The sequence below is a fragment of the Microcoleus sp. MON1_C1 genome (genome assembly GCF_036701945.1).
Taxonomy (GTDB): Bacteria; Cyanobacteriota; Cyanobacteriia; order Cyanobacteriales; family Microcoleaceae; genus Microcoleus.
The window spans coordinates 121582-143253 of the sequence record NZ_JAUBRO010000005.1 but is presented as its reverse complement, the minus strand read 5'-3'; the positions used below and the strand labels follow the sequence as shown (position 1 = coordinate 143253).

20 protein-coding genes are annotated in these 21672 nt (G+C 46.0%); 12 read left to right on the top strand and 8 right to left on the bottom strand.

Features of this window, described 5'->3' with window-relative positions; genetic code table 11:
* The first annotated feature begins 83 nt into the window (after nucleotides 1-83).
* The 5 genes from QUA62_RS04500 (at nucleotide 84) to QUA62_RS04480 (ending at nucleotide 5113) form a co-directional block, all read left to right on the top strand.
* Complete coding sequence (locus QUA62_RS04500) at nucleotides 84-245, top strand: hypothetical protein (RefSeq protein WP_333402665.1); 162 nt, start codon at nucleotides 84-86, stop codon at nucleotides 243-245.
* A gap of 83 nt (nucleotides 246-328) precedes the next feature.
* Nucleotides 329-1963: an urea transporter gene (locus tag QUA62_RS04495; RefSeq protein WP_333402663.1), complete on the top strand. Its 1635-nt coding sequence runs from the start codon at nucleotides 329-331 to the stop codon at nucleotides 1961-1963.
* 75 nt (nucleotides 1964-2038) lie between these two features.
* Nucleotides 2039-3034: a nucleoside hydrolase gene (locus QUA62_RS04490; protein WP_333402661.1), complete on the top strand. Its 996-nt coding sequence runs from the start codon at nucleotides 2039-2041 to the stop codon at nucleotides 3032-3034.
* 88 nt (nucleotides 3035-3122) lie between these two features.
* Nucleotides 3123-4601: a bifunctional UDP-sugar hydrolase/5'-nucleotidase gene (locus QUA62_RS04485; RefSeq protein WP_333402659.1), complete on the top strand. Its 1479-nt coding sequence runs from the start codon at nucleotides 3123-3125 to the stop codon at nucleotides 4599-4601.
* Nucleotides 4602-4966: 365 nt separating this feature from the next.
* Nucleotides 4967-5113 (top strand): hypothetical protein, encoded by a 147-nt coding sequence (locus QUA62_RS04480; RefSeq protein WP_333402657.1) that lies wholly within the window; start codon nucleotides 4967-4969, stop codon nucleotides 5111-5113.
* A 119-nt stretch (nucleotides 5114-5232) separates the two neighbouring features.
* Here the strand turns inward: QUA62_RS04480 and rimI are convergent, their stop codons facing one another.
* Entirely contained in the window at nucleotides 5233-5910 is a 678-nt protein-coding gene (gene rimI / locus QUA62_RS04475) for a ribosomal protein S18-alanine N-acetyltransferase (RefSeq protein WP_333402655.1), read from the bottom strand.
* A gap of 185 nt (nucleotides 5911-6095) precedes the next feature.
* Between rimI and lysA the strand changes: the two genes are divergently transcribed.
* From lysA to QUA62_RS04460, 3 genes are all read left to right on the top strand, one after another.
* Nucleotides 6096-7529, top strand: a complete 1434-nt coding sequence (gene lysA / locus QUA62_RS04470; RefSeq protein ID WP_333402653.1) for a diaminopimelate decarboxylase — start codon at nucleotides 6096-6098, stop codon at nucleotides 7527-7529.
* 208 nt (nucleotides 7530-7737) lie between these two features.
* Nucleotides 7738-8631 carry a diadenylate cyclase CdaA gene (gene cdaA / locus QUA62_RS04465; RefSeq protein WP_333402651.1) on the top strand — a complete coding sequence of 298 codons (894 nt, stop codon included), beginning with the start codon at nucleotides 7738-7740 and terminating at the stop codon, nucleotides 8629-8631.
* 20 nt (nucleotides 8632-8651) lie between these two features.
* Nucleotides 8652-9398, top strand: coding sequence for an isoprenyl transferase (locus tag QUA62_RS04460; protein ID WP_333402649.1), 747 nt, complete (start codon nucleotides 8652-8654; stop codon nucleotides 9396-9398).
* Between the two features lie 295 nt (nucleotides 9399-9693).
* Here the strand turns inward: QUA62_RS04460 and QUA62_RS04455 are convergent, their stop codons facing one another.
* The 4 genes from QUA62_RS04455 to QUA62_RS04440 all read right to left on the bottom strand — a co-directional run bounded on the left by QUA62_RS04455 (nucleotide 9694) and on the right by QUA62_RS04440 (nucleotide 14111).
* A complete protein-coding gene (locus QUA62_RS04455) occupies nucleotides 9694-9966 on the bottom strand; it encodes a DUF3143 domain-containing protein (protein WP_190661245.1) in 273 nt (90 codons plus the stop codon).
* A 90-nt stretch (nucleotides 9967-10056) separates the two neighbouring features.
* On the bottom strand, nucleotides 10057-10536 hold the full coding sequence (locus QUA62_RS04450) for a J domain-containing protein (RefSeq protein WP_333402648.1): 480 nt from the start codon (nucleotides 10534-10536) through the stop codon (nucleotides 10057-10059).
* Nucleotides 10537-10694: 158 nt separating this feature from the next.
* Complete coding sequence (locus QUA62_RS04445) at nucleotides 10695-12281, bottom strand: chloride channel protein (RefSeq protein WP_333402646.1); 1587 nt, start codon at nucleotides 12279-12281, stop codon at nucleotides 10695-10697.
* Nucleotides 12282-12677: 396 nt separating this feature from the next.
* On the bottom strand, nucleotides 12678-14111 hold the full coding sequence (locus tag QUA62_RS04440) for a hypothetical protein (protein WP_333402644.1): 1434 nt from the start codon (nucleotides 14109-14111) through the stop codon (nucleotides 12678-12680).
* Nucleotides 14112-14184: 73 nt separating this feature from the next.
* Between QUA62_RS04440 and QUA62_RS04435 the strand changes: the two genes are divergently transcribed.
* Nucleotides 14185-14799, top strand: a complete 615-nt coding sequence (locus QUA62_RS04435; RefSeq protein ID WP_333402642.1) for a pentapeptide repeat-containing protein — start codon at nucleotides 14185-14187, stop codon at nucleotides 14797-14799.
* Between the two features lie 354 nt (nucleotides 14800-15153).
* On the opposite strand, the gene QUA62_RS04430 is transcribed toward QUA62_RS04435, so the two are convergent.
* The 3 genes from QUA62_RS04430 to QUA62_RS04420 form a co-directional block, all read right to left on the bottom strand.
* The gene (locus QUA62_RS04430) at nucleotides 15154-15408 is read right to left on the bottom strand and encodes a hypothetical protein (RefSeq protein ID WP_333402640.1); all 255 of its coding nucleotides are present in this window, start codon (nucleotides 15406-15408) and stop codon (nucleotides 15154-15156) included.
* A gap of 39 nt (nucleotides 15409-15447) precedes the next feature.
* Nucleotides 15448-16326: a peptidoglycan-binding protein gene (locus QUA62_RS04425; protein ID WP_333402638.1), complete on the bottom strand. Its 879-nt coding sequence runs from the start codon at nucleotides 16324-16326 to the stop codon at nucleotides 15448-15450.
* A gap of 158 nt (nucleotides 16327-16484) precedes the next feature.
* A complete protein-coding gene (locus QUA62_RS04420; RefSeq protein ID WP_333402635.1) occupies nucleotides 16485-17075 on the bottom strand; it encodes a C39 family peptidase in 591 nt (196 codons plus the stop codon).
* 345 nt (nucleotides 17076-17420) lie between these two features.
* Between QUA62_RS04420 and QUA62_RS04415 the strand changes: the two genes are divergently transcribed.
* The 3 genes from QUA62_RS04415 to QUA62_RS04405 are packed head-to-tail and all read left to right on the top strand — an operon-like array spanning nucleotide 17421 to nucleotide 21654.
* Entirely contained in the window at nucleotides 17421-19034 is a 1614-nt protein-coding gene (locus QUA62_RS04415) for an NB-ARC domain-containing protein (protein ID WP_333402633.1), read from the top strand.
* Nucleotides 19031-20665: a protein kinase domain-containing protein gene (locus tag QUA62_RS04410; protein ID WP_333402631.1), complete on the top strand. Its 1635-nt coding sequence runs from the start codon at nucleotides 19031-19033 to the stop codon at nucleotides 20663-20665. Before QUA62_RS04415 ends, QUA62_RS04410 begins: the two co-directional genes overlap by 4 nt.
* Nucleotides 20665-21654, top strand: coding sequence for a tetratricopeptide repeat protein (locus tag QUA62_RS04405; RefSeq protein WP_333402629.1), 990 nt, complete (start codon nucleotides 20665-20667; stop codon nucleotides 21652-21654). The genes QUA62_RS04410 and QUA62_RS04405 overlap by 1 nt, the downstream gene beginning before the upstream one ends.
* Nucleotides 21655-21672: the final 18 nt, after the last annotated feature.

Here is a 21672-nt window from a genome sequence, read left to right as displayed (position 1 = left end):
CATTTTAGTAAAAAAGCTTTGGCTTACTGAAATGCGATCGCTACTAATGGTGAGAGATTACTCTTTAATTTCTGAGACATACAATGTCCGCTCAAGAAGTTGTTGCCTTGCTCAATGAACTGGTAACAGGCTTTGATGGAATGACAGCAAAATACGGTATGTCTGCGATCGCTGCCCTGCCCTATGCTATGGTTTCTATTGCGTTATCTGTAATTTGGGTGGAATTTGGCAAATCTAAAGATTAGGCCTTAAAGCGCTTCATTTAGACGGAAAACCCCCTTCAATTTATTTGCTCAAAACCGACAAACCCATAAGCAACGCTCATTCTATGGCCACGACAACCGACGAGCCATTACCCTTACACGAACTTATTTCGCGGATTTTAGCACCGGAACCCTCCTTCCAGAAGCCGAAGGGACTTCTATCGGGGCTGGGTACAATGCAAGCCCTCAATCAGCGCCTCGCAAATCAACCCCTGCTGGATTTCACCAACGCCACTTTGCGGGGAATTAGTCAGGTTATTTTCGTCAACAACCCTTTGAGTGGATTGCTAATCCTAGCTGCTATGTTCATTCAGTCTCCCTGGCTGGGGGGCATGAGCTTAGTCGGCACTGCCAGCGCAACGCTAATGGCGATCGTCCTCAAAGCCAATCCAGGCGCGATCCAGAATGGTATCTTCGGGTTGAATGGAATGCTCGTTGGTGCGGCGATGGCGTTCTTGGGGGCGTTTGGCAATGGAGCCTGGAATCCCGTCTGGGCGATCGCCGCCATTATCATCTCGGCTCTCACAGCCGTGGTGATGGAGACGGTAGGGACGTGGTTTGCCACCCGGTTTCGAGTTGCTCCACTGGGCATCCCATTTAATGGAGTGATGCTCCCCTTTCTACTCCTGCTGGCATTTGTGCCCCAACCCTTCTTCGATCTGGGGCCGCCGCCCCCCCCTTTTCCCGCTGGTGCAATTGACTGGTTTCGCTTGGTACAATCGTTACCGCTCGGTCTCGCGCAGATCTTTTTCTCAGACAAGCTTGTTTCAGTTGTGCTAGTCGTCCTAGGCATTGCCATCTCTACTCCGATTGGGGCAGTGGTGGGATTGCTTGGTTGCGCTATGTACCTGCTAGCCGGTTTGCTGCTGGGAGCCAAGCCGGATGAACTGTATACAGGTTTGTGGGGCTACAATGCAGCTCTCACCGCGACGGCAATTGGGGGAGTGTTTTACACCCCAAACCGTCTCAGCATTTCGATTGGTCTGATCTGTGCTTTCTTGGCATCGATCGCCAGCATTCTCCTAGCCCCCCTGTTCTCGCTGCTCAAGCTACCCGTTCTGTCTGTGCCTTTTGCCATTGTGACGATTGGGTGTTTTCTGATCTTGCAGCGATCGCTACCTTCACTCGTACCCGTAGTGCTGCATACAGTGGCAAGTCCAGAGGAACATCGACAGCGGTTCCGTGCAGCCAAGGAAACTATTGCTAGCTTCCGGCAACAACTCAGAGCAGCGCTTCAGGGGCAACAACGCAACATCTTGTTTGAACAGGCAACTCCTGCGATTAAAGGCGATTTACGCTACATCTTCGATGCAATCGATCGCGATCGAAGTGGGTTTCTCTCAACCCAGGAGCTTGCAACTCACCTGCATCAGGCAGGAAAAGTCCTCTCTGAAGGTGAACTAACTTATCTGTTCAAGTGCATGGATAAAGATGGCAGTGGCGCGATCGACTTTGAGGAATTTGGCGAATTGATGTTGCGGCATCAACGGCTGATGTCGAGATACACAGAATTTGTCACCTATTTCCTACCCATTGATGTCGATGCAGATGATGCCATCAGTATGAAGGAGATGAATACGGCACTGGCGAGTTTGAGAGAGCCACCTCTGTCTAAGGATGAAATCACATTTTTGCAAGAGCAAACAGGAGGACAGCCGTTGACTTGGAATCGATTTATTGAGGTGCTGCTGCTGACTTGAAGAGCGATCGCAACCTTGATACTAATCTCGATCGGACTTTTATACAATAATCTCTTACTTGAGGAACCTTATCCTATGACAACTCAACTCACTCATCCCAGAATCATTCTCGACACCGATCCGGGCGGAGACGATATTTATGCTTTCCTTTGGCTTCTGAGCTTGGTCAAACAAGGACTTGCTGAACTTGTCGCCGTTACTTCCGCAGATGGCAATGTAGCTGCTAAACGCACCTTTTCTAGTGCGTCGCAGATTTTAAATTTAGCAGGGTTCCCAGACATTACAGTTGGTCGCGGTGTCCCCATCAAACAAGTTGTGGAAGATGCCGGACATATTCATGGGGCGGATGGGATGGGCAATCTGTCTCATACTTTACCCCCACCCACCCATAATTTTGAGGATGCTCGCTACTCCGACGAAATCATCATCGATGAGCTAAACGCAGCTCCCGGGGAAATTACCATTGTAGCGATCGGCCCCCTGACAAACCTCGCTGCGGCGGAAACGAAAAGTCCTGGCATCCTGAAAAAAGCCAAGGAAATTGTGATCATGGGAGGTGCTTTCTTCTGTTCCGGTAATGTGACTCCCCATGCCGAATTCAATATTTGGTTTAATGCTGAAGCTGCTCAGACAGTATTTGACAGCCGAGACGATATTGTCGTGATGCCGCTAGACGTAACGCGGCACTTAATTTTCACACGAAATATGACTCAGGCAGTCACTCAGGCGAATCCAGAGAGTAAACTTTCTCAATTCTTAATACCTCTTTGTGAGTTCATGATTGGCACAGCCTTGGATTATCGAGAAACAGCAGGAATTCCCGGTTTTCTTGTCCATGATGCAGCAACCTTGGGATACCTATTTTATCCAGAAACTTTGATGTTGAAAAGGGCAAAAGTCCGAGTTGAAACAAAGGGAGAGTGGACCCTCGGACAGACATCAATTGATAGTCGCCCTGCACCGAAAACAGGAGCAAATGCCTGGGTAGCGTTGCAGGTTGACAATGGCCAATTTTTCACCAGTTTCGTTGAAGATTTGAAGCAGCTATTCACAACCGCCGAGCTTTCGTGAAGGCGAGATATCCAACTTCTTAGAGAAGTCGGGTATCTGAACCGAATAGGCAAAATTAAACGTGTTAGTTTCACAAAGGCAAAAAATAATGACGACCACAGAGCGATTTAAAAAGTTCACGATTTTGCATTCCAATGATATGCATGGAGACTTTCTGGCAGAGGCTGGGGGTGAAGAGGGTCATCTGATTGGTGGAGTCTCGCTGCTTTCCGGCTATATCAATAAAGTACGCCAGGAAGAGAAAAACGTGCTTTTTGTCATTTCAGGTGACATGGTGCAGGGTTCTCTCATTGATAAGGAATATAGAGGTATTTCAACTATAGAAATTATGAATTACCTCGCTCCAGATGTAGTGACTCTGGGGAATCACGAATTGGATTATGGGTTGTCTCACTTACTATTTTTGGAAAAGATGGCAAGTTTTCCCATCGTGAATGCCAACTTGTATATCACAAAGTACAATAAACGCTTGATGAATCCATATGTCATCCTCAATGTAGATGGATTCGATATTATGTTCATCGGAATTGTAACTGAAGAAGTTCTTACGTCCTTAAAACGCGATCTCAGTATTAGCACATTTATAAGTCTTGAAGATGCCGCCTCAGAAGTGGGTAAAATTTGCGACGCCTACAAAAACGAGGACATTGACCTAACAATTCTGCTAACTCACATCGGTTTTGAAGAGGATAAAAAACTAGCAGCAATGCTAAACCCTGAATGGGGTGTGGATATGATCCTTGGCGGACACTCTCATACATTTTTAGAACAACCAGCCGAAGTTAACAATATTCTGATCGCACAAGCTGGAATTGGCACAGACCAAATTGGACGTTTCGATATTGTAGTGGATGACGATACTAACAGCATTGTTGAATGGAAGTGGCAACTTCTACCTGTAGATAATAATCTCGCCGGGCCAGATGCAGAAATCGAAAAGCTGATTGCGACTTTCCAAGAAGAGGTCGATCGCAAATATAATCGATTGATTGGTCGCTTAGCACATAAACTGACCCATCCTAATCGTGAAGAAGAAACGGAATTGGGTAACTTAATCGTTGATATTGTTGCCCAACTAGATAGCTTGGATGTAGCTCTGATAGGAAGTGGTTCAATCCGTCGCACAAAATTAGGCCCGCTAGTTACACTGAGCGATCTTAAAGAAGTTTTTCCTTACGACGATGTACTTTATAAACTTAAAGTTACAGGCGTACAGCTTACCCAGATATTCGCACACATTATGAGACGGGAAAACAGAATACCTGGTGAAAGTTGTTGTTTTCAGGTCAGCAAAGGTATTGAGGGAGTTTACAGTGATTCCCAAAATCAGCTTGAATCTTTGAGGATTAATGGAGAACCTGTACAAGCAGATGCTCATTACACTATCTGTGTAGAAGAATATCATTACAAAAATTCACTACATAGTCTAGGTCTAACAAGTGAAGAATTGACAAAATTAGACAACCCAAAGGTAGTTTCAACATCCTGCCAGAATATCCTTGAAGAATACTTTAGCCATCATCAAAATCTCAACAGCCAGATCGAAGGTCGATTGATCTACAAGTAGAATGTTCAGAGCTGGTTCTCACTGATTGTGATTATTGAGCCGGCAAGATGCCTGCCCACTAAGAAACTAGATTAAGACTGTTTAATGCAAATCACCACAAGGAATATTAGCGGAACCAGAACCAGAGCTCAAAATCACATCCTATGATGAGACTGCAATTATTTATGAGGTGGAGTTTTTTCTCGAAAACTTTGAGGATGTGGAGCAGATACTCGATCGATTTATGACACGAATCTGGTACGCAGCGCAGCTTCAACAACCTGACGCTATATCGCTACCGATATGAATATGCTGTAGAACCTGGGGACAAGGCAGATAGCGCTTTAAGTAAGTTAGCCCAAAGCCTGCACTCAAGTCCCCGATTTATGCCTTTAGCTAGAGAGGCGAAAAATTGGGATGACTTAGCTAAGGGAACTATTTTGGCTCTTCCGTACTTAGTGTGCCAAATTATTAGTTTTCTGATGTCCTACAGCATAGCTGGCTGGGATTTCAAGGCAATCGCCCTCAGTTGAGCAACTTGCTCAACAGCGCAAGCCTCTGTAAATAATCTCAAAGCCTTACTTAGCAAAGCCTTGAGGATAAATTTAAGTAAACTTAACACACTAAGTACGGAAGAGCCAACAACTTACATTCAAAACTCAAAACTATCGATCGCCAAATGCCAGTTTTTCTGATGCAGCCGATCGCAAATTTGCACTTTCTCAACCGCTAAATATTGCTGAAATTCGGGTTTCTCTATGCCGCTGCGCCACATTACCAGAGCATCTTCTCCGGTGTCTTCGTAGTACCGTTTCCGCCGTCCTGCCTCTTTAAACCCAAATTTTTGGTAAAGAGAAACTGCGGCTAAATTAGATTCCCGCACTTCTAAGGTTGCCCGTTCTAATTGTCTATAGTGAGCCTTTTTTAGTAAATCCCAAAGCAGAGCTTGTCCTAAACCCTGACCTTGAAAGCGAGGATGAATTGCCAAAATTGTAATATGAGCTTCTTCTAAAATTGCCCACAGGCAACCCAAACCGATCAGGGTTGGGGTAAGTTTTGAGTTGGGAGTTGCTGGCGAGGAACTCTCAACACTCAGCGGTTGTGAGTTGAGAATGCTGTTCGGCTCGATCGACTTCAGTTCGCTGTCGAATCTTTCTGATTCGCAGTCCCCGGTTTCGGATGCCCACAAACCCAGTAAATCGCTGTTAGGACTGCCTAACTCGCGCCCATAGCCTTCGATCGTCCACAGTCCGCCAAAACAGAGGCGATCGAGTTCGACTGCACTGTTGAGGTCTTCGGCGGCGAGATGTTTAATTTGTAGAAAACGCACGGCTGTAAATTGTACACTGGAAAACACAGTAGCGATTAGCTGTTTGTTGCTAGTTTTGAGTCATGACTCACAAGTCTCCAGACATTAGTCTACTGCCAACGACCAATGACTGCTGATTAATGACTGCCGACTGCTGACTGCTGATTAATGACTGCTGACTAATAACCTAGGATAGTTATTGCGCGATGGTATCAACTCAATCTTTCGGGGTCGAATCGGGACTTAAGTATCTGTCTGAGTCAAAGCCGGCCCTGCAAAATCGATCGCCCAATCAAGAACTGTTACCGCTGACAGCCAGTGTTAACAGCAGCGATCGGTTGGAAATCGGAGGCTGCGAGGTGACAGCTTTGGTGGAGCAATTTGGCTCGCCGTTGTACATTTTAGACGAAGAAACGCTGCGGGCGGCTTGTACCCAGTACCGGGATGCTTTTAAGCGTTACTATCCGGGCGAATCTCAAGTGCTCTATGCTTCTAAAGCTTGGAGTTGTTTGGCAGTTTGCGCGATCGCAGCTTCGGAAGGTTTAGGCATAGATGTCGTATCCGCCGGAGAAATCCACACTGCACTGCAAGCCGGCATCAGCCCCGACAAAATCTACTTCCACGGTAACAACAAGTCCCGCGAGGAACTACAGCTAGCTGTCGAAAACGGCTGCACTACCGTAGCCGACAATTGGCGGGATTTAGAAACTCTAGCAGAGTTGGGAGAATTGGGTGTCAGCAGCCTCACAGGTGGGCCGACACGAGTTATGGTGCGGTTTACACCTGGAATTGAGTGTCACACCCACGAGTACATTCAGACGGGTCAAATCGACAGTAAATTTGGCTTCGATCCCAACTCGCTCGATCGAGTATTTACTTTCATCAGCCAACAGCCGTCGTTATTTTGCGTGGGAGTGCACGCTCACATCGGCTCTCAGATTTTTGAACTGCAACCCCATGACGATTTAGCCGAAGTCATAGTTCAGGCCTTGACAAAAGCACAGAGTTATGGTTTACCAGCAACAGAAATTAATATTGGCGGTGGGTTGGGCATTCGCTATACTGAAGCGGACGATCCTCCTAGCATTGAAGATTGGGCTCGTACGATTTGCAAGGCAGTGGTAGCAGCTTGCGAGCGGCAGCAATTGCCCTTGCCTAAATTGCTTTGCGAACCTGGTCGATCGCTCGTGGGAACAGCTTGCGTTACAGCTTATACCGTTGGCTCTAAAAAAGTCATTCCGGAAATGCGGACGTATATTGCTGTCGATGGCGGGATGTCGGACAATCCGCGTCCTATTACCTATCAATCAGTTTATCGAGTCCTCGCAGCCGGCAAAATGTCTGCTCCCTTAACGGAAACAGTGACAATTGCTGGGAAACACTGCGAATCAGGCGATGTTCTGATTAAAGATGCCAAATTGCCAGATTGTCGGGCCGGAGATATCCTAGCCGTTCCGGCTACAGGGGCATACAATTACAGCATGGCTTCTAACTACAACCGAGTGCCCCGACCGGCAGCGGTTTTAGTTAGAAATGGGGAAGTTAACACGATTATACAGCGGGAAACTTACCAGGATTTGCTGAGGCTTGACCGCCTTCCTGAACGACTCGGAGCTCAAAAGTTAAAAGTTAAAAGTTAAAAGTTAAAAGAAAGACAATCCATGTTTACTTAGTGATGATTGCCTTTTCACTTTTAACTTTTGCCTTGTTCAGTCACGCGATTAGATTGACACTCCCCGGTCTAAAAACACGGGGATTTTCAGCATATTCCTTATAACAACTGTTCATGGTTCATGGGTTCGAGTGCATCACGGTTCGCGGTTCACAGGCGGTAGCGTTCGATGAACCATGAACAATCAACAATCTGGCTTTGACTTGACCCTCGTTCAGTCCTTATTGATTCAAGGGATCGATATTGGACTGGTTTTTGCCCTTGCGTATTTGGTGCTCGTCATTGTTGGCGAGCGCAGAACGCTGTGGATGGTACGGGGATTTATTATTTTGATGCTGGCGGCGGCGGTGAGCAACTGGGCTGGATTGAGGCTATTGCACGTTGCCCTCAACAGCTTGGTGACTGGTTCGGCTGTGGCAATGGCGGTAATATTGCAGTCGGAGTTTCGCCGATTTCTGGAACAATTGGGTCGGGGGGAATTTCGGCAATTGTTTGGACGCGATCGCCGACCAAATCCCGAACCGGACAGCGTAATAGATGAAATTGTGGACGCAGTAAAAGAACTTTCACAAAACCGCACGGGCGCTTTACTAATTATAGAAACAGATTCTCCGATCGACGATCGAGATTTTTCGGTGCCAGGACTAAAGCTAAATGCTGAAGTTTCTAAAGAATTGTTGCAGACAATCTTTCAGCCGCAAACTTTGCTGCACGACGGAGCTGTTTTGATTCGAGGTTCGCGGATCGCGTCGGCGGGGGTAATTTTGCCTTTGTCCGATCGCAGCGCGTCGCGGCAGTTGGGAACCCGCCACCGGGCGGCGATGGGGATTACGGAACGGGTGCAAGCTTGCCTGTGCGTGGTGGTGTCCGAGGAAACGGGTTCTATTTCTTTAGCGCAGATGGGAATGTTAAATCGACCTTTGACTAGCAGCAAACTTAAGGAATTGCTGGAAGCAAAGCTGTTTCCGTCCGAGGGAGAAAGAGTTGTGGCTCCAATTCCGATCGGCAATCTCGGACGCCAGATAGGATTGAAGGGAGTGACGCTATTAAAACGGATACTGCGCCGTTAGTCGGGTAATCGGGAGAAACCATGAGTCAAGGAATTTGCTTGGAAAAGTTGCCGGAGGATCTGCAACAAGAACTACTGCCTAAGCACATAGCAGTGATTATGGACGGGAACGGGCGCTGGGCTAAGAATAAGGGGTTGCCGCGGATTGCGGGGCACCGCCGAGGAGCTAGCACTCTGAAGGAACTGCTGCGCTGCTGCAAAGATTGGGGGATTCCAGCTTTAACGGCCTATGCTTTTTCGACGGAGAATTGGGGGCGGCCGGCCGGAGAGGTGGATTTTTTAATGAGTTTGTTTGAGGGAAAGCTGCGGCAAGAATTGCGGGAGATGGTGGACGAGGACGTGCAAATTCAATTTATGGGGAATTTGCAGGCTTTGCCGAAGTCTTTGCAAGCCGAAATCGAGCGTTCTGTGACGGCCACTCAGCACAATCAGGGGATTTTGTTTACGGTGGCGACGAATTACGGGGGGCGTCAGGAGATTGTACAAGCTTGTCGGGCGATCGCCGCTCAGGTGAAAGAGGGCAAGTTGCAGCCGGAGGAGATTGATGAGGTTTTATTTAAACGCTATTTGTATACTGCTGATGTTTGTGACCCGGATTTGCTGATCCGGACGAGCGGGGAAATGCGGTTGAGCAATTTTCTACTATGGCAAATGGCTTATTCCGAAATTTACATTACTGAGACGCTGTGGCCCGATTTTGATCGATCGGAGTTTCACCGCGCTTTGTCTACTTATCAGCAACGCAACCGCCGATTTGGCAAAGTCTAACGATTTTGGATTTGGGATTTTAGATTTTAGATTTTTTGATTGATTTTTCAGTTTCCAAGTAGATATCGATTCTGAGGGAGCATCTCCATGAAAGTAAAAAACGTTTTTACGAGCTGCGAGCGCCCCCCTCGCACTCTCATGTAAATGGTTGCACGCTTGATGCTTCTTACCTGGATTCTCCATCTAAAATCTAATACCAATTTCACTCATCTCCTGCTCAACATAACGATTTTAGATTTTAGATTGGAGGACAAATCTAAAATCTAAAACCTAAAATCGCCAATCTAAAATCAAATTAGGGGCCGGAGAAAACGGCCGCTTCAATGTCCTGACGTGAGAGGGAGTATTTGAATGCTCGCTGAATGTCTTGGCCGTCGGCTCCAGCATCGATGTAGCGGACGGTGAGTTGGTCAATATCGAGGGAGAGTTCTGCTTTCCATGTAAGTTGCTCGATCTGCCAGCAGTGAAGTTCTCGCTGATCTTGCTGGCAGCCGCGGCTTTTGAGCCACTGCTCGATTTCCGGGAGTGGATGGTTGTACAAAGGAGTGTCAGCGGAAGGAAGAGTCATAGGATTTTAGATTTTAGATTTTAGATTTTAGATTGGGGATTTCGGATTGAGAATTTCCGATTTTAGATTGGAGATTTGAGATTTGAGGCTTTAATTGCCGCGAATTAAGCCGATCGCGATCGCGAGTACCAAACATCCGATTAAGCTAGCTCCCATGATAAACAGAGCGAACATTTCTCCGGGGGAAAGAGGTCGATCCGTGGGATCTAGGTAAGCGGAGTTGTAAGTTTTTTTGTCAGAGCCCGAAACCGGAGTAGTGAAGCCTGGGGGTTGCCCAATCACGTTCTGGCGAGAATAGCCTATTTTGAGGTCGTAGGCGAGGCGACGTTCTGGGTTGCTGAGGGTGGCGTAGGCGTTGTTGAGCTGCTGAAATTTGGCGGTGGCGACTGCGGGCGGCAGCTCGGTGGTATCGGGATGGTAGAGTTTGCTCAGTTCCCGGTACGATCGCCGAATTTCGATCGCTGAGGCTGAAGGATGCAGCCCTAACAAGCCGTAATGAGTGGAACCCAAGGGGGTTTTTCCGGGTATTTTTTGACTTTTGTTTTTTGCAGTTGCCTCGTTTCCTGCCACCGAAGCCCCTCTCTGCCTATTGTTAATAATATTTGGTTATTTTAGCTGAAATCTGAAGGAAGAGGAATTAACCGCAGAGGGCGCAGAGAACGCAGAGGGAAGAGGGAAGAATTCTCAATTCTCCCGTTCTTCGTCTGTTTCTGCTGTCACGCGGTTTTTTATTCTTTATTGGGGTTGACTTTTTCGGAGGAGTGTGAGTTGGCGAGGGCTAACACTGGGGCGTCGGTGGCTTCTGGTTGATCGATACTGTGTTCGCCGTCGATCGGAAGTTGGCAAGAAATCAGTTCTGTGACGATGCGATCGCCCAGAACATCTTCCCAATCCTGCAACTGTTCTCTGGCTTTGATCGGTGTATTGAGAGCCACGTCTACGCCCATTTGCTGAAGGTTGAGGCTGTGGGCTGTCGATCGACGGTTTACCCACTCCACTAGCCAAACGCTCAATCCGACTGCTGCCATCAAAGGTAAGACAATCCGGTAATCGCGGGTTAATTCAAACATCAACAGGATCGCTGTCAGCGGCGCTCTGGCGCTGCCTGCGAGGACGGCGGCCATTCCCACCATGGCGTAGGCGGGAGGACCGGCGACTCGATCGGTCATTGCCGGCAGCATTTCCAAAAAGAGGCCGTAAGCCGAACCGAGGGAAGCTCCCAAAAACATCGCCGGAGCGAAGATGCCGCCCACTAAACCGCTGCCGAGGCTGATTGCTGTCATCGCCAGTTTGACAAACAGCAGCACCAGCAGCAAAGGCAAGGAAAATTTAACATCTTGGAGCATTGCTTGGACTGTTTCGTAGCCGACACCCAAAATTTGAGGCAATTGCAGGGCGACTAAGCCGACGCAGGCCCCACCGACGATCGGGTGCAGCGGCCGGGGCAGTCGTCCGAGCCAAGCAAATCCTCGGATTTTTCCTTGAAAACAGCGATCGGCCAATTGAATTGCTTCTGTGTAGACTAGAGACACTCCGCTCGCCAAAAGTCCCAATCCCATGTACAGAGGTAGTTCTAGGGGGCTGCGGACATCGTAAATCGGCAAAGCAAAGGCCGGCTGAGCTCCCAAGCAGATTTGAGCGATCAGCGCGGAAACTACGGCGGAGAGCAAGACAACGCTGACTGACGAAGTGGCGAAGGTGCTGCCGAGCACGACTTCTAAGGCAAAGAAGACTCCGGCGATGGGAGAGTTAAATCCGGCAGATAAACCCGCAGCAGCTCCCGCGCCCAGGAGCAAGCGCTGCCGTTCAGGGGAGAGCTGCAAAACTTGAGCCAGCAGCATTCCGAAGTTGGCGCCGATTTCGACGCTGGGGGCTTCCGGGCCGAGGGAGGCGCCGGTGCCGAGGGAAACTGAGGCTGCCACCATTTTGGTGATGGGTTTAAGGGGGGAGAGTTCTTGCAGGCCGCGGGTGGCTGCAATTAAGGAAGACATATTCGGGCCAAAGTCCCGAAACCGCCAGCGCATCAGCCCGATGATGACTCCGCCGAAGGTGGGAATGCAGGCTAGCGTCCAAGAGCCTTTCGACGCGATCGCCCCCATGAAGTCTTCCAGCATCAGGCTGTGGATGAAGTGGATGAGGTAGTGAAACGTGACGACGCCTGCGCCCGTAACTCCCCCGATGACTAGGGAGAGGATGAGCAAGAGGGTTTCTGGGCTGGGGTGCAGGCGATTGAATAGCGGGCTTAGGCGGGAGGCTTGGGGAGTTGCTGCGGTTGGCCCGGGTGGCGGCAGATCCACAGGATGGGTGGCTCTCATTTAGCGGTTAATTCTTCCGTGAGGAGTTATATAATTATTACAATTTATTTCTTATTTTCATTTTGAGTTATTTTACGGGAATTGACAACTTAATTAAGGCCTATTTTAGGGAAATTTTTTGGGCTGACCACTGGGGTGGAATGACTGATTCTGAGGAGCGGCGGATTTGGCGTGATTGTATGCTAAGTTACATTCAAACTTAGATATACTCTGGCGATAATGCTAATTAACTATATTTACCCTGTGGGTGGTTAGGCCGATCGCATCAGTGAACTATCAATATCATATAACTCAGTAAAAAACAACTTTAAAATTAAAGAATTGGCGATTTGAGATTTTACCTTACAACCACAAATCTCAAATCTCCAATTTTAAATCCCTCGCTCGCGCCTACTATCACATCGGTTGTTGAGTGGGCGGAATTCTTGGTCTGGGTTTGGCGATCGACATTAGGGGATCGCCGATGGTGGCGACTTTCCAGGGAGGGGATTCTAGCTGGCGTGCTGCGATTAAAAAGGGTGAGCCTCGCTTCAGGCGATCGACCATTAATTTAGGTGGAATAAATGCCGATAAAAAAGGTTCGTTGACGCTGCCAATATATGCGTAAGCACCATTTTCTAGCCACCTTCCGGCAACGGTGTTTGTGTCATCTGGGGCGGCTGCTGACCAACTGTGGATCATGTGGATTGCTGCGGGAAATAGGAGTTTTGGAATGTCCTCCACTGAAGCGTCGCCGTTGCCGACTTGGAATGATTTGGGATAGCCTTTGGAATTCATTAATATTAAGTCAAATGTCCACGGTTTTGAGGCTAAACTCCGCCACTTTTCCAGGCTCGATTCTGGTTTCTGCACTACTTCGACATTCAAACCTATGGTTTTTAGTCCGCTAGCGGCGGCCTCCATTTCATATTTCCCCCAATTTCCTTCCTTGGGGTAACTGTCATAAAGCATGGCGGTTTCGCTATCGAGAAATAAGGCGCACATGGCTTGATAGATCGATCGTACCTCGGAGCCGTAAATCCAGCCGACAGCCGCCCAGCGTTCGCCGTTGGGGTGCCGTCCCAAACCGTCGGTAACGGCTAGTTGTTCCTCGGGTTTTTCAGGAGATTGATATTTGACTGCGAGTTGGCGTACAATAGTGATTGTGTCGATCGGGTCTGCGAGTTGAGAGTAAAAATATCCGGTTGATTCGACAGCTTTTGTAACTGCTAGTTGCAGACTTTTCCACTGTGTGTTATTGAGGGTATCGTTAGGTTTTCCGAAGTTGCCTTCTAGAAAGACTAAAGGTTGACCGTGAGCGGCTGCTAAGGCAACTGCGGCAGAACGTGCCGGGTCGTTTTCTGATGTGATTACTACTCCTGGCGGTTCCCAGCCGAGTTGCGTCCATTGTGCCTTTAAGGTTTGAGTATCGGTGGCATTCCAAGCTGCTGCTGAGGCGTTCAGCATTAATTGTTGGAGTTTTTGATTTTTTGGCAGTAGCTGTTTGATGCTTGGCAAACGCACTATTTCTTCGGGTTGAAAGCGCTGCAAAAACATCGGCGTATATTTTTTGTCTTCGATGAGAATAGGCCAGTTTCCTTTGAGATTCCATTTTTGGATTGCTGCTAAGAAGGTGGCTTCGTCGGGTACTAAAACTACGCGGTTGACTGTTGGTATGTTGGATCGGAGGATGGCTGATCGGAGGCCTGTTTGAATTGGCCAGGGTTCTTGTTTGGCTGAGGCGGGAAGTTGAAAGGGTTTTTTGAAAAGGCGATCGCATCCGATACCAATTGTTGCTAGGATGGAGATAAGGGCGATCGCGAGTAATTTAAATTTTAACTGTTTTTTCATAGGGGCAGGGGAAGGAAGGAACTAGGTTATAAATACGAACAATTATCCAAATATTTTTAGGGGCTGCAAGCGGATGTTTCGACGGGCGGGACAAAAGAAGATTGTAAGTGCGCTCGGGCTGGGAACTTTTAGTATTATTGCCTTAGCAACTACAGGTTTAATAATTGTCGCAGCGAACCGTTCGTCAGTCAAGCATCAAGTCCGGCAATTGCTGACAGCGAGGGAATGTCAAGGTTGCAATCTTTCCGGGGCGAATTTGAGCGAAGTTTTTCTGGAAGGCGTCAATTTAGAAAAAGCCAACCTAAAAGATGCCAATTTGTGGAGCGCGCATTTGGTAAGTGCTAACTTGAAACAGGCAAATTTGGCTGGGGTTTACCTGATAAGCAGCAATTTGGCAGGGGCAAATTTCGAGGGAAGCAATCTAGAAAATGCGTTTTTAGAGGATGCTTATTTGGGAGGGAGTAATTTTATAAATGCTAACTTAACAGGTGCTTTTATGAAAGGTGTTTTTTTGGTAACTGCTGACTTGGAGGGGGCGAATTTGGAGGGGGCTAATCTGTGGATGGCAAATCTGGAAGGTGCTAATTTGAAGGGTGCTAATCTGAGAAATGCTTTGCTGTTGGATACTAATTTGGCAGGGGCGAATTTAAAGGGTGCGGTGATGCCTGATGGTACGCCGCACGAATGAAAGTCAGTTGACAGTTGACAAGAAAGCTGTCATGAGTCATCAGTCAGGGGAAAGAGCGATCCCCTACCCTTCGGGAACCCCTACGGGAAGATAGCTTCGCACGCGCGTACTCTTCACCTTTATTTCCGTTATTTGGTGAGGAGATGAAGGAGTGACGAGGTGCGATCGTCATCCTAATAGAGCAGATTTTACAAGCGCGTCGGCTGCTTTAATCATCTATCTAACTCAGCCAGTCTTGGACGCACTCCGATTCCAGAAACCGGGTTTTTTACCGAATCTGCGGGTCACAACCTGTGTATTTTCGTAAAAAAACCCGGTTTCTAAGCGCCTGTGCGTAAGTCATACCAACTTTACTTACGGACGTTCTGCAAATTTTTGCACGGCTTTTGGGGCAAAAGCAGCAACTAAAAAAGTAGTTGTAATGTATCTTCCCTCAGAATCTTTGCTAGTTATTGTGATCGCACCAAAAACAATCGCTGCAATCAGCGCAATAAAACTCATGGCTCGCATTGTCGAGTATTTTCCGTTATCCTCCTGAATAATTTCAGCCAGCTCTTTTCCGTGTTCAGAAGCATTGGGTTGAGTCTCAAAGCTAGAAGAATCTGTCATTTGATTAACCTCCTAATATGACTCCAAATTGTTTAATTTTTAGGCTAGGGCTTTGAAATAATACTCCGCGAACTGCGCGATGATGTCGGCCTTGTCCCGTCCATTCACTATTGTTCTGGCGTTGAAGAAATCGCGTCGATCGCCCACAATGAAATCACTCAAACCTACACCCGTAAAGCTACCATCACGCATTCCCCGAACTAGAATCATGGCAGCAATTTCAGGGAGAGCAGCTTTTTCTGGACGATCTATCAAATTAATTCCGAGTTGTTCACTCCAGATTTGATAGTTTCGACGACCTGTAATTTGGACAAAACCTCTTCCTTTGAAACGAGGACCATCACCGGGCTCAGTGTTCCCTAAATCTTCGCGACCTTCATAATCCCACCCATCAGCTAACTCCATCATGAAGCGTCCAAAATGGGATTCATGTTCGGCAGTTGCGAAAACATAGGCAATTTGCCCCCGATCGATGACGCCATTATCGAGACATCGATCGAGGATAAGAGGCAAATTTTTCTTGGCAAAGGGGCGAATTTCCGACGGAGATTGAGCAATATCTAAAATATGATCGACGCTAGGGAAGCCACCGGGCATATCCCACATCTTGGCTGTGCGACTAACTATTGCGATCTCTTCTGGCTTTACCTTCAGCAACTCGGCCCAGGTATTGCGATCGACTTTACCTGTTACCTTTAGTCCACCTGGGACAAATTTGCTGCGATCGGCGGGGCGCATCCGTTGAAATTGCTCCACTGCTGCCTTAGTGACAGACCCAAAAAGTCCGTCTATTTTGGCATCTTTTGGTAATAATCCCCAATCTTTCAAGCGCCTTTGCAGGATTTCGACCTCATCAATCAGGTGAGGGGTATCAATAATCCCGTCATTGATTTGTAACTCAACTTTTTCAATCGTCATATTCAGCTCTCCAAGTAGTAATAATGTTTGTAGTAAGGACTTCAGTCCTTTCTTGCATATTTGGGTAAAAGGCGGACTAAAGTCCTCACTACGAACCTTTTTTAGTCTGGCTAATTTACCGCAGTAATATCAATTGAAAAGTCCGGCATTTTTCCGACTTATTTAGAAATTCGATGCAGCCACATTGTTGCAGTAGATTCGATCTTGCTACTATCCCAATTGTCATAAAAAGATAAAGCTTCACGCAAACTAAAGGCATTGGCAGTGGAGGATATCAATTTACGACTGTATAACTTGTTTTCGCCCTTGTTATCTGGTGAAAATCGGGAATTTTTCCGATAGCCTGAGTAGAACCATTCTCCGGCTGGGTCATTCACAAAAAAGTCACCATTGGCGTTATAACCGCGAATAACTAGAATGTGACCCGAATTCGTCCAAAAACCGTGCAATATACAGATCTCGCCAGAATCGAGAGACCGAGTGATGTCTGAAAGACCCCCTTTCAATGTCAAATTATCTCTCAACCCTAAACCCTCTAACAATCTTTTGATGCCATCGGGAGAACCGTGATCTATTCCCAGCCGATCGAAACGTTTTTTAACATCATCCTCGTACTGTGCAAAGTGACCTAAATCTGCAACTTGAAAGTATTTCAGACACATTGCCGTACTTGTAGCACCGCAAGTGCGCCAGGGTTCAATCTCGTTATCTTCTTGACTGAAATACGGAACATTATGATTAACAGTCATAATTTACCTCAAGGTAAGTGTTGTATTGGAATTAGAAATATGGCGTTAGCAGCTTTTACTCTGCCTGAGCCGATCGCCCTGACGGTGAGAAAAAGTGACAAACTTTTGTAAACTTGCATCCATCGATCTAAAACATCAAATATAAAATCATTGATATTGTTTTAAATCACTTGTTTGAGCTGACATTTATACTGTAGCCCGTGGTTATTATGCGGTCTATATAGATAACCTAAGTTGTTAAACTTAAATGCAAAAACAAAAATACTGAGGGAATCTCAGTTTAACTAAGTAAACCTCAGTAAACTTCAGGTTATACTCAAGATCCAATTAAAAATTTTTAACGTTATGAATTTTGAAGAAGCGCTGAAACTCGCAGATACCGCCGTATTTGCCAAAACAAACAGACATTTAAAAGATATAGAAGTAATAATTCTGAGGGGAGCTTGGCAAGGACAGGAGTATCATAAGGTTGCAGAGGCTTACGGATACACTGCTGAATACCTGATGCAAGATGTGGGCCCCAAGTTATGGAAGCTGCTTTCGGAAGCTTTAGGGGAAAGAGTCAGTAAAAGAAACTTTCAAGCGGCATTGGAAAGGCGATCGCTCTTGCAGTCAGAGACAGTCGCACAGCCAATTGCAGTTACAGGCACTCCTTTACGCCAAGATTGGGGTGAAGCACCGGATGCCTCAATTTTTTTCGGTCGCACCGCAGAACTAAACACCCTCAGTCAATGGATACTCCACGATCGCTGTCGCTTGGTGGCGCTGTTGGGTATGGGAGGTATTGGTAAAACGGCTCTGACTGCTAAACTGGGAGAACAAATTCAGGGTGGTTTTGAATACCTAATTTGGCGCAGTCTCCGCCATGCACCTGCCTTACTCACAATCTTGACTGAGTTGAATTCATTTGCAAGCAGTTCCCAAGACACGCAACTTCCAACCACTGTAGACGAGCAAATTTCTTCCCTGCTCAAGAGTTTGCGCGATCGCCGTTGTTTGCTAATCCTAGATGATTGGGAAATGATTTTGCGAAGTGGAGACATTGCTGGGTACTACCGAGACGGTTATCAAGGGTACGGTCAACTACTGCGGCGAATCGGAGAAGAGCGGCATCAAAGCTGCTTGTTACTCCTATCGCGAGAAAAACCTGTAGAGATATCCTCTTTAGCAGGCGAAACCTTACCTGTGCGTACATTACAAGTTAAAGGCTTAAAACAAACAGAGGCAAAAATGCTTTTGGCGGCCATTGGGTTTTCTGCCTCAGAAAACGGCTTAGATGAACTGATACAAATATACCGAGGTCATCCTGCTGCACTGAAATTTACTGGTACCACAATTCAAGAGTTGTTTAATGGCAATATTAGTCAATTTATCGCTCAAAGCTCCTTAGTTATTGGCGATATTTTTGGCAATCTACTTAACGAACATTTTCAGCGGTTATCAGATGTAGGAAAAGCTGTGATGTACTGGCTGGCAATTGAACAGCAGCCGATTTCCTTGAACCAATTGAAAGCAAAATTATCAGCCGGCGTTTCTAGATCAGAATTACTAACAGTATTAGAATCCTTGGTAAGACGTTCCTTAATCGAAAAAGAGCTTTCCCCTTCTAGTGCTGAATCCAAATTCACTCTCGAACCTGTGATGATGAAATATGTTACTCATAAACTTGTTGAACAAATATGTCAAAATCTTCGAGAAGCAATGCAAGCGGAATCTCTCGAACACCTAGGTTTTATCGGAAGTCATGGTTTAGATGAAAACCCGGAAATAGACGGTGCTAAAACTACTCAGCCAAACCCGATGTTCAATATAATTAGAGAGCGTTTGAACTTGACACTGGGGAGTCCGTTTCAAAAGCAGCTAGAAGAACTTTTATTAAAATTGCGTAAATCTCCTTCTCAAGCTGGTAAGTACGCTGAAAAAAATATTTTAAAACTGCTGGGAGAAACAGAAAGATGACTTCAAGTAGCTTAATTTATCCAGGGTTTTTACTTCAAGGTCGCTATCAAGTAATCGCTCGGATTGGCGGCGGTGGCTTTGGCGATATTTTTGAAGTAGATGATGGTGGTATTACCAAAGTATTAAAAGTTTTGAATTTGGATAAGTTTAATAACCCAGATATTAAGCAAAAAGCCACCATTTTATTTCAGCGAGAAGCAGAGTTCTTAATGAGCCAAAGGCATCCTGGCATTCCTCGTGTAGAAACAGACGGCTATTTTACTTGGCCTGAAGGTAGTAGCAAACCGTTACCATGTCTGGTAATGGAGAAAATACCAGGTCAAAATTTAGAAGAGTGGATGTTAGCAAGAGCTAATCAACCAATAACTACAGAAACAGCCATTGAGTGGTTAACTCAACTAACAAAACTTCTCAATTTACTGCACGATCAGCAGTATTTTCACCGAGATATTAAACCGTCCAATATCATGTTAAAGCCGGATGGAAAATTGGTATTAGTTGATTTTGGTGCGGTGCGAGAACTAACAGAAACTTACTTGCGGCAACAAAAAGAAAATTATACTGGGACTGCGATTATTTCCGCTGGTTATACGCCAAGCGAACAAGCAGATGGTCATGCAGTACCGCAATCTGATTTCTTTGCTTTAGGACGTACTTTGGTTTATTTACTAACAGGAAAACTGCCCATCGATTTACCTAAAAATCCTGACAATGGTGAATTGATATGGCGAGATAAAGCAACGCAAGTTTCACCGCATCTGGCAGATTCGCTCGACCGAATGATGGCGATTTTTCCCGGAAAGCGACCGCAAACTTGCCAGGAAATATTGCAAATTTTGGCAGGGGTAAACTCGCGCTCGCACTTGGAAAGCTTGGCGAAACCGTTGCCAGAAATTAATTACTCGATCGAGCGAAGTAAAACGAATGCGAACGCAGATAGGCTAAGTTTTAACTGGGTAGGTAAACTAGCTCTAGCTAGCTTGTTTTTGCTAGGTGGTTGGTGGACGTTATCACCCCAAATAGTATTTTATTTTAACAAACAAGGTTTGAGTAATTACGTAAATAAACGTTTATACACTGCGGAATTATATTATAAAACAGCTCTATTATTTCAACCAGATGATGGAAGAGTTAACTATAACTTAGGCGTAATTTATGAAGACAAACAAGAGTATGACAAGGCTCGCGCTGCATATCAAATTGCTATCAATGCAGGTGTTAATAAAGCTTTAAATAATTTGGCGCGGCTGGAAATTTTAGATCGACAATATGCGAAAGCTCTACCGCTGTTAGAAAAAGCTTTACCACTTGCCACAGATATTAAGACAACGTACACTATACACAAAAATTTAGGTTGGGCGCAGTTGGAGTTAGGGCGATATGAAGAGGCTAACAATAACTTGACGAAAGCGATTAATATTTCCAGCGAGCGCTCTGTTGCTTACTGTTTGGAAGCAGTTCTTTTAGAACGTCAAGGCAATAAACAAGAATCTATATCCAATTGGAAGAAATGCTATGATAAATTGCCATCGGAATTTCCAGAAGAACAGAGATGGGTGCAGCAAGAATTTAGCAAAAAATTTTACAACTTACAGTTAACTCCTGCTCTAAATAATTTAGGTGATAAGTAATGAAAAATAATCCTCAATCCAAGTTGACATTAATAGGTATAAACAACAAATTTTTTACTTACTTCTTGAGTTTTTTGTTATTGCCTTTAATCTTGATAACAACAGCATCAAAGGTTTATCCTGTAATTAATGGATTGACTCCACAAGTTTCAGATGCTTCTCAACAAGAAATCTTCCTGGCTAATTGTGACGAGTATACTGCCGATCCTCGCGGACCTCTTGATGCCTTAATTCCTTATATTATCAGTCCTCGGCGCACATTATTGCTGAACGATCGACCGAAATTGCGTTGGAATAAAGTTCCCGGTGTGGATAGCTATACTGTGAGTTTAGTGAAGGGCGACCGGGCAATTTGGGAAACAAAACTTAATGGAAATGAGTTAGTGTATCCGGCAGCACCACAACTGAAACCGGGAATTGAGTATTTACTGGTGGTCAAAGCTGAGAACGGCAGGACATCGGAGGAGGAAAAACTACGCGATCGAAGCTTCCGAATGCTACCAACGACGGAAAAGCAATTTGTGATAGGGGCGATCGATCTAATTGAAGATCGAAAAATTGCAGATAAAACAAAAGCTTTGCAACGTGCTTATTTTTACATCGGTTCGGATTTGAAATCGGAGGCGATCGAGACATTGGAAGCATTGGTAGCAACAGGTATTCAGGAAGCTCTTGCATATCGCAAGCTAGGCGAGTTATACTGGCAAGAAGGGGTGACTTTGCTGGCTGAAAACCATTATCTAAAAGCACACGAATTAGCTAGTGCAGCCAAAGATATCGGGGAGCAAGCACAACTAGAAGAGGCTTTGGGAGAAATCTATGTGGCGATCGGCGAGAAGCAAGAAGCAGTTCGCTGGTTGACGCAAGCCATAAACAGTCACAAAGCTTTAGGAAATACGCAAAGAGTTAAGGAAATTGAAACGCAGATTGCCAAATTCAAGGTAAGTTGGGCAAAACCGCAACAGTTTTCCAAAGTATTGGGGAATTAATTTAGAGATAATTTGGAT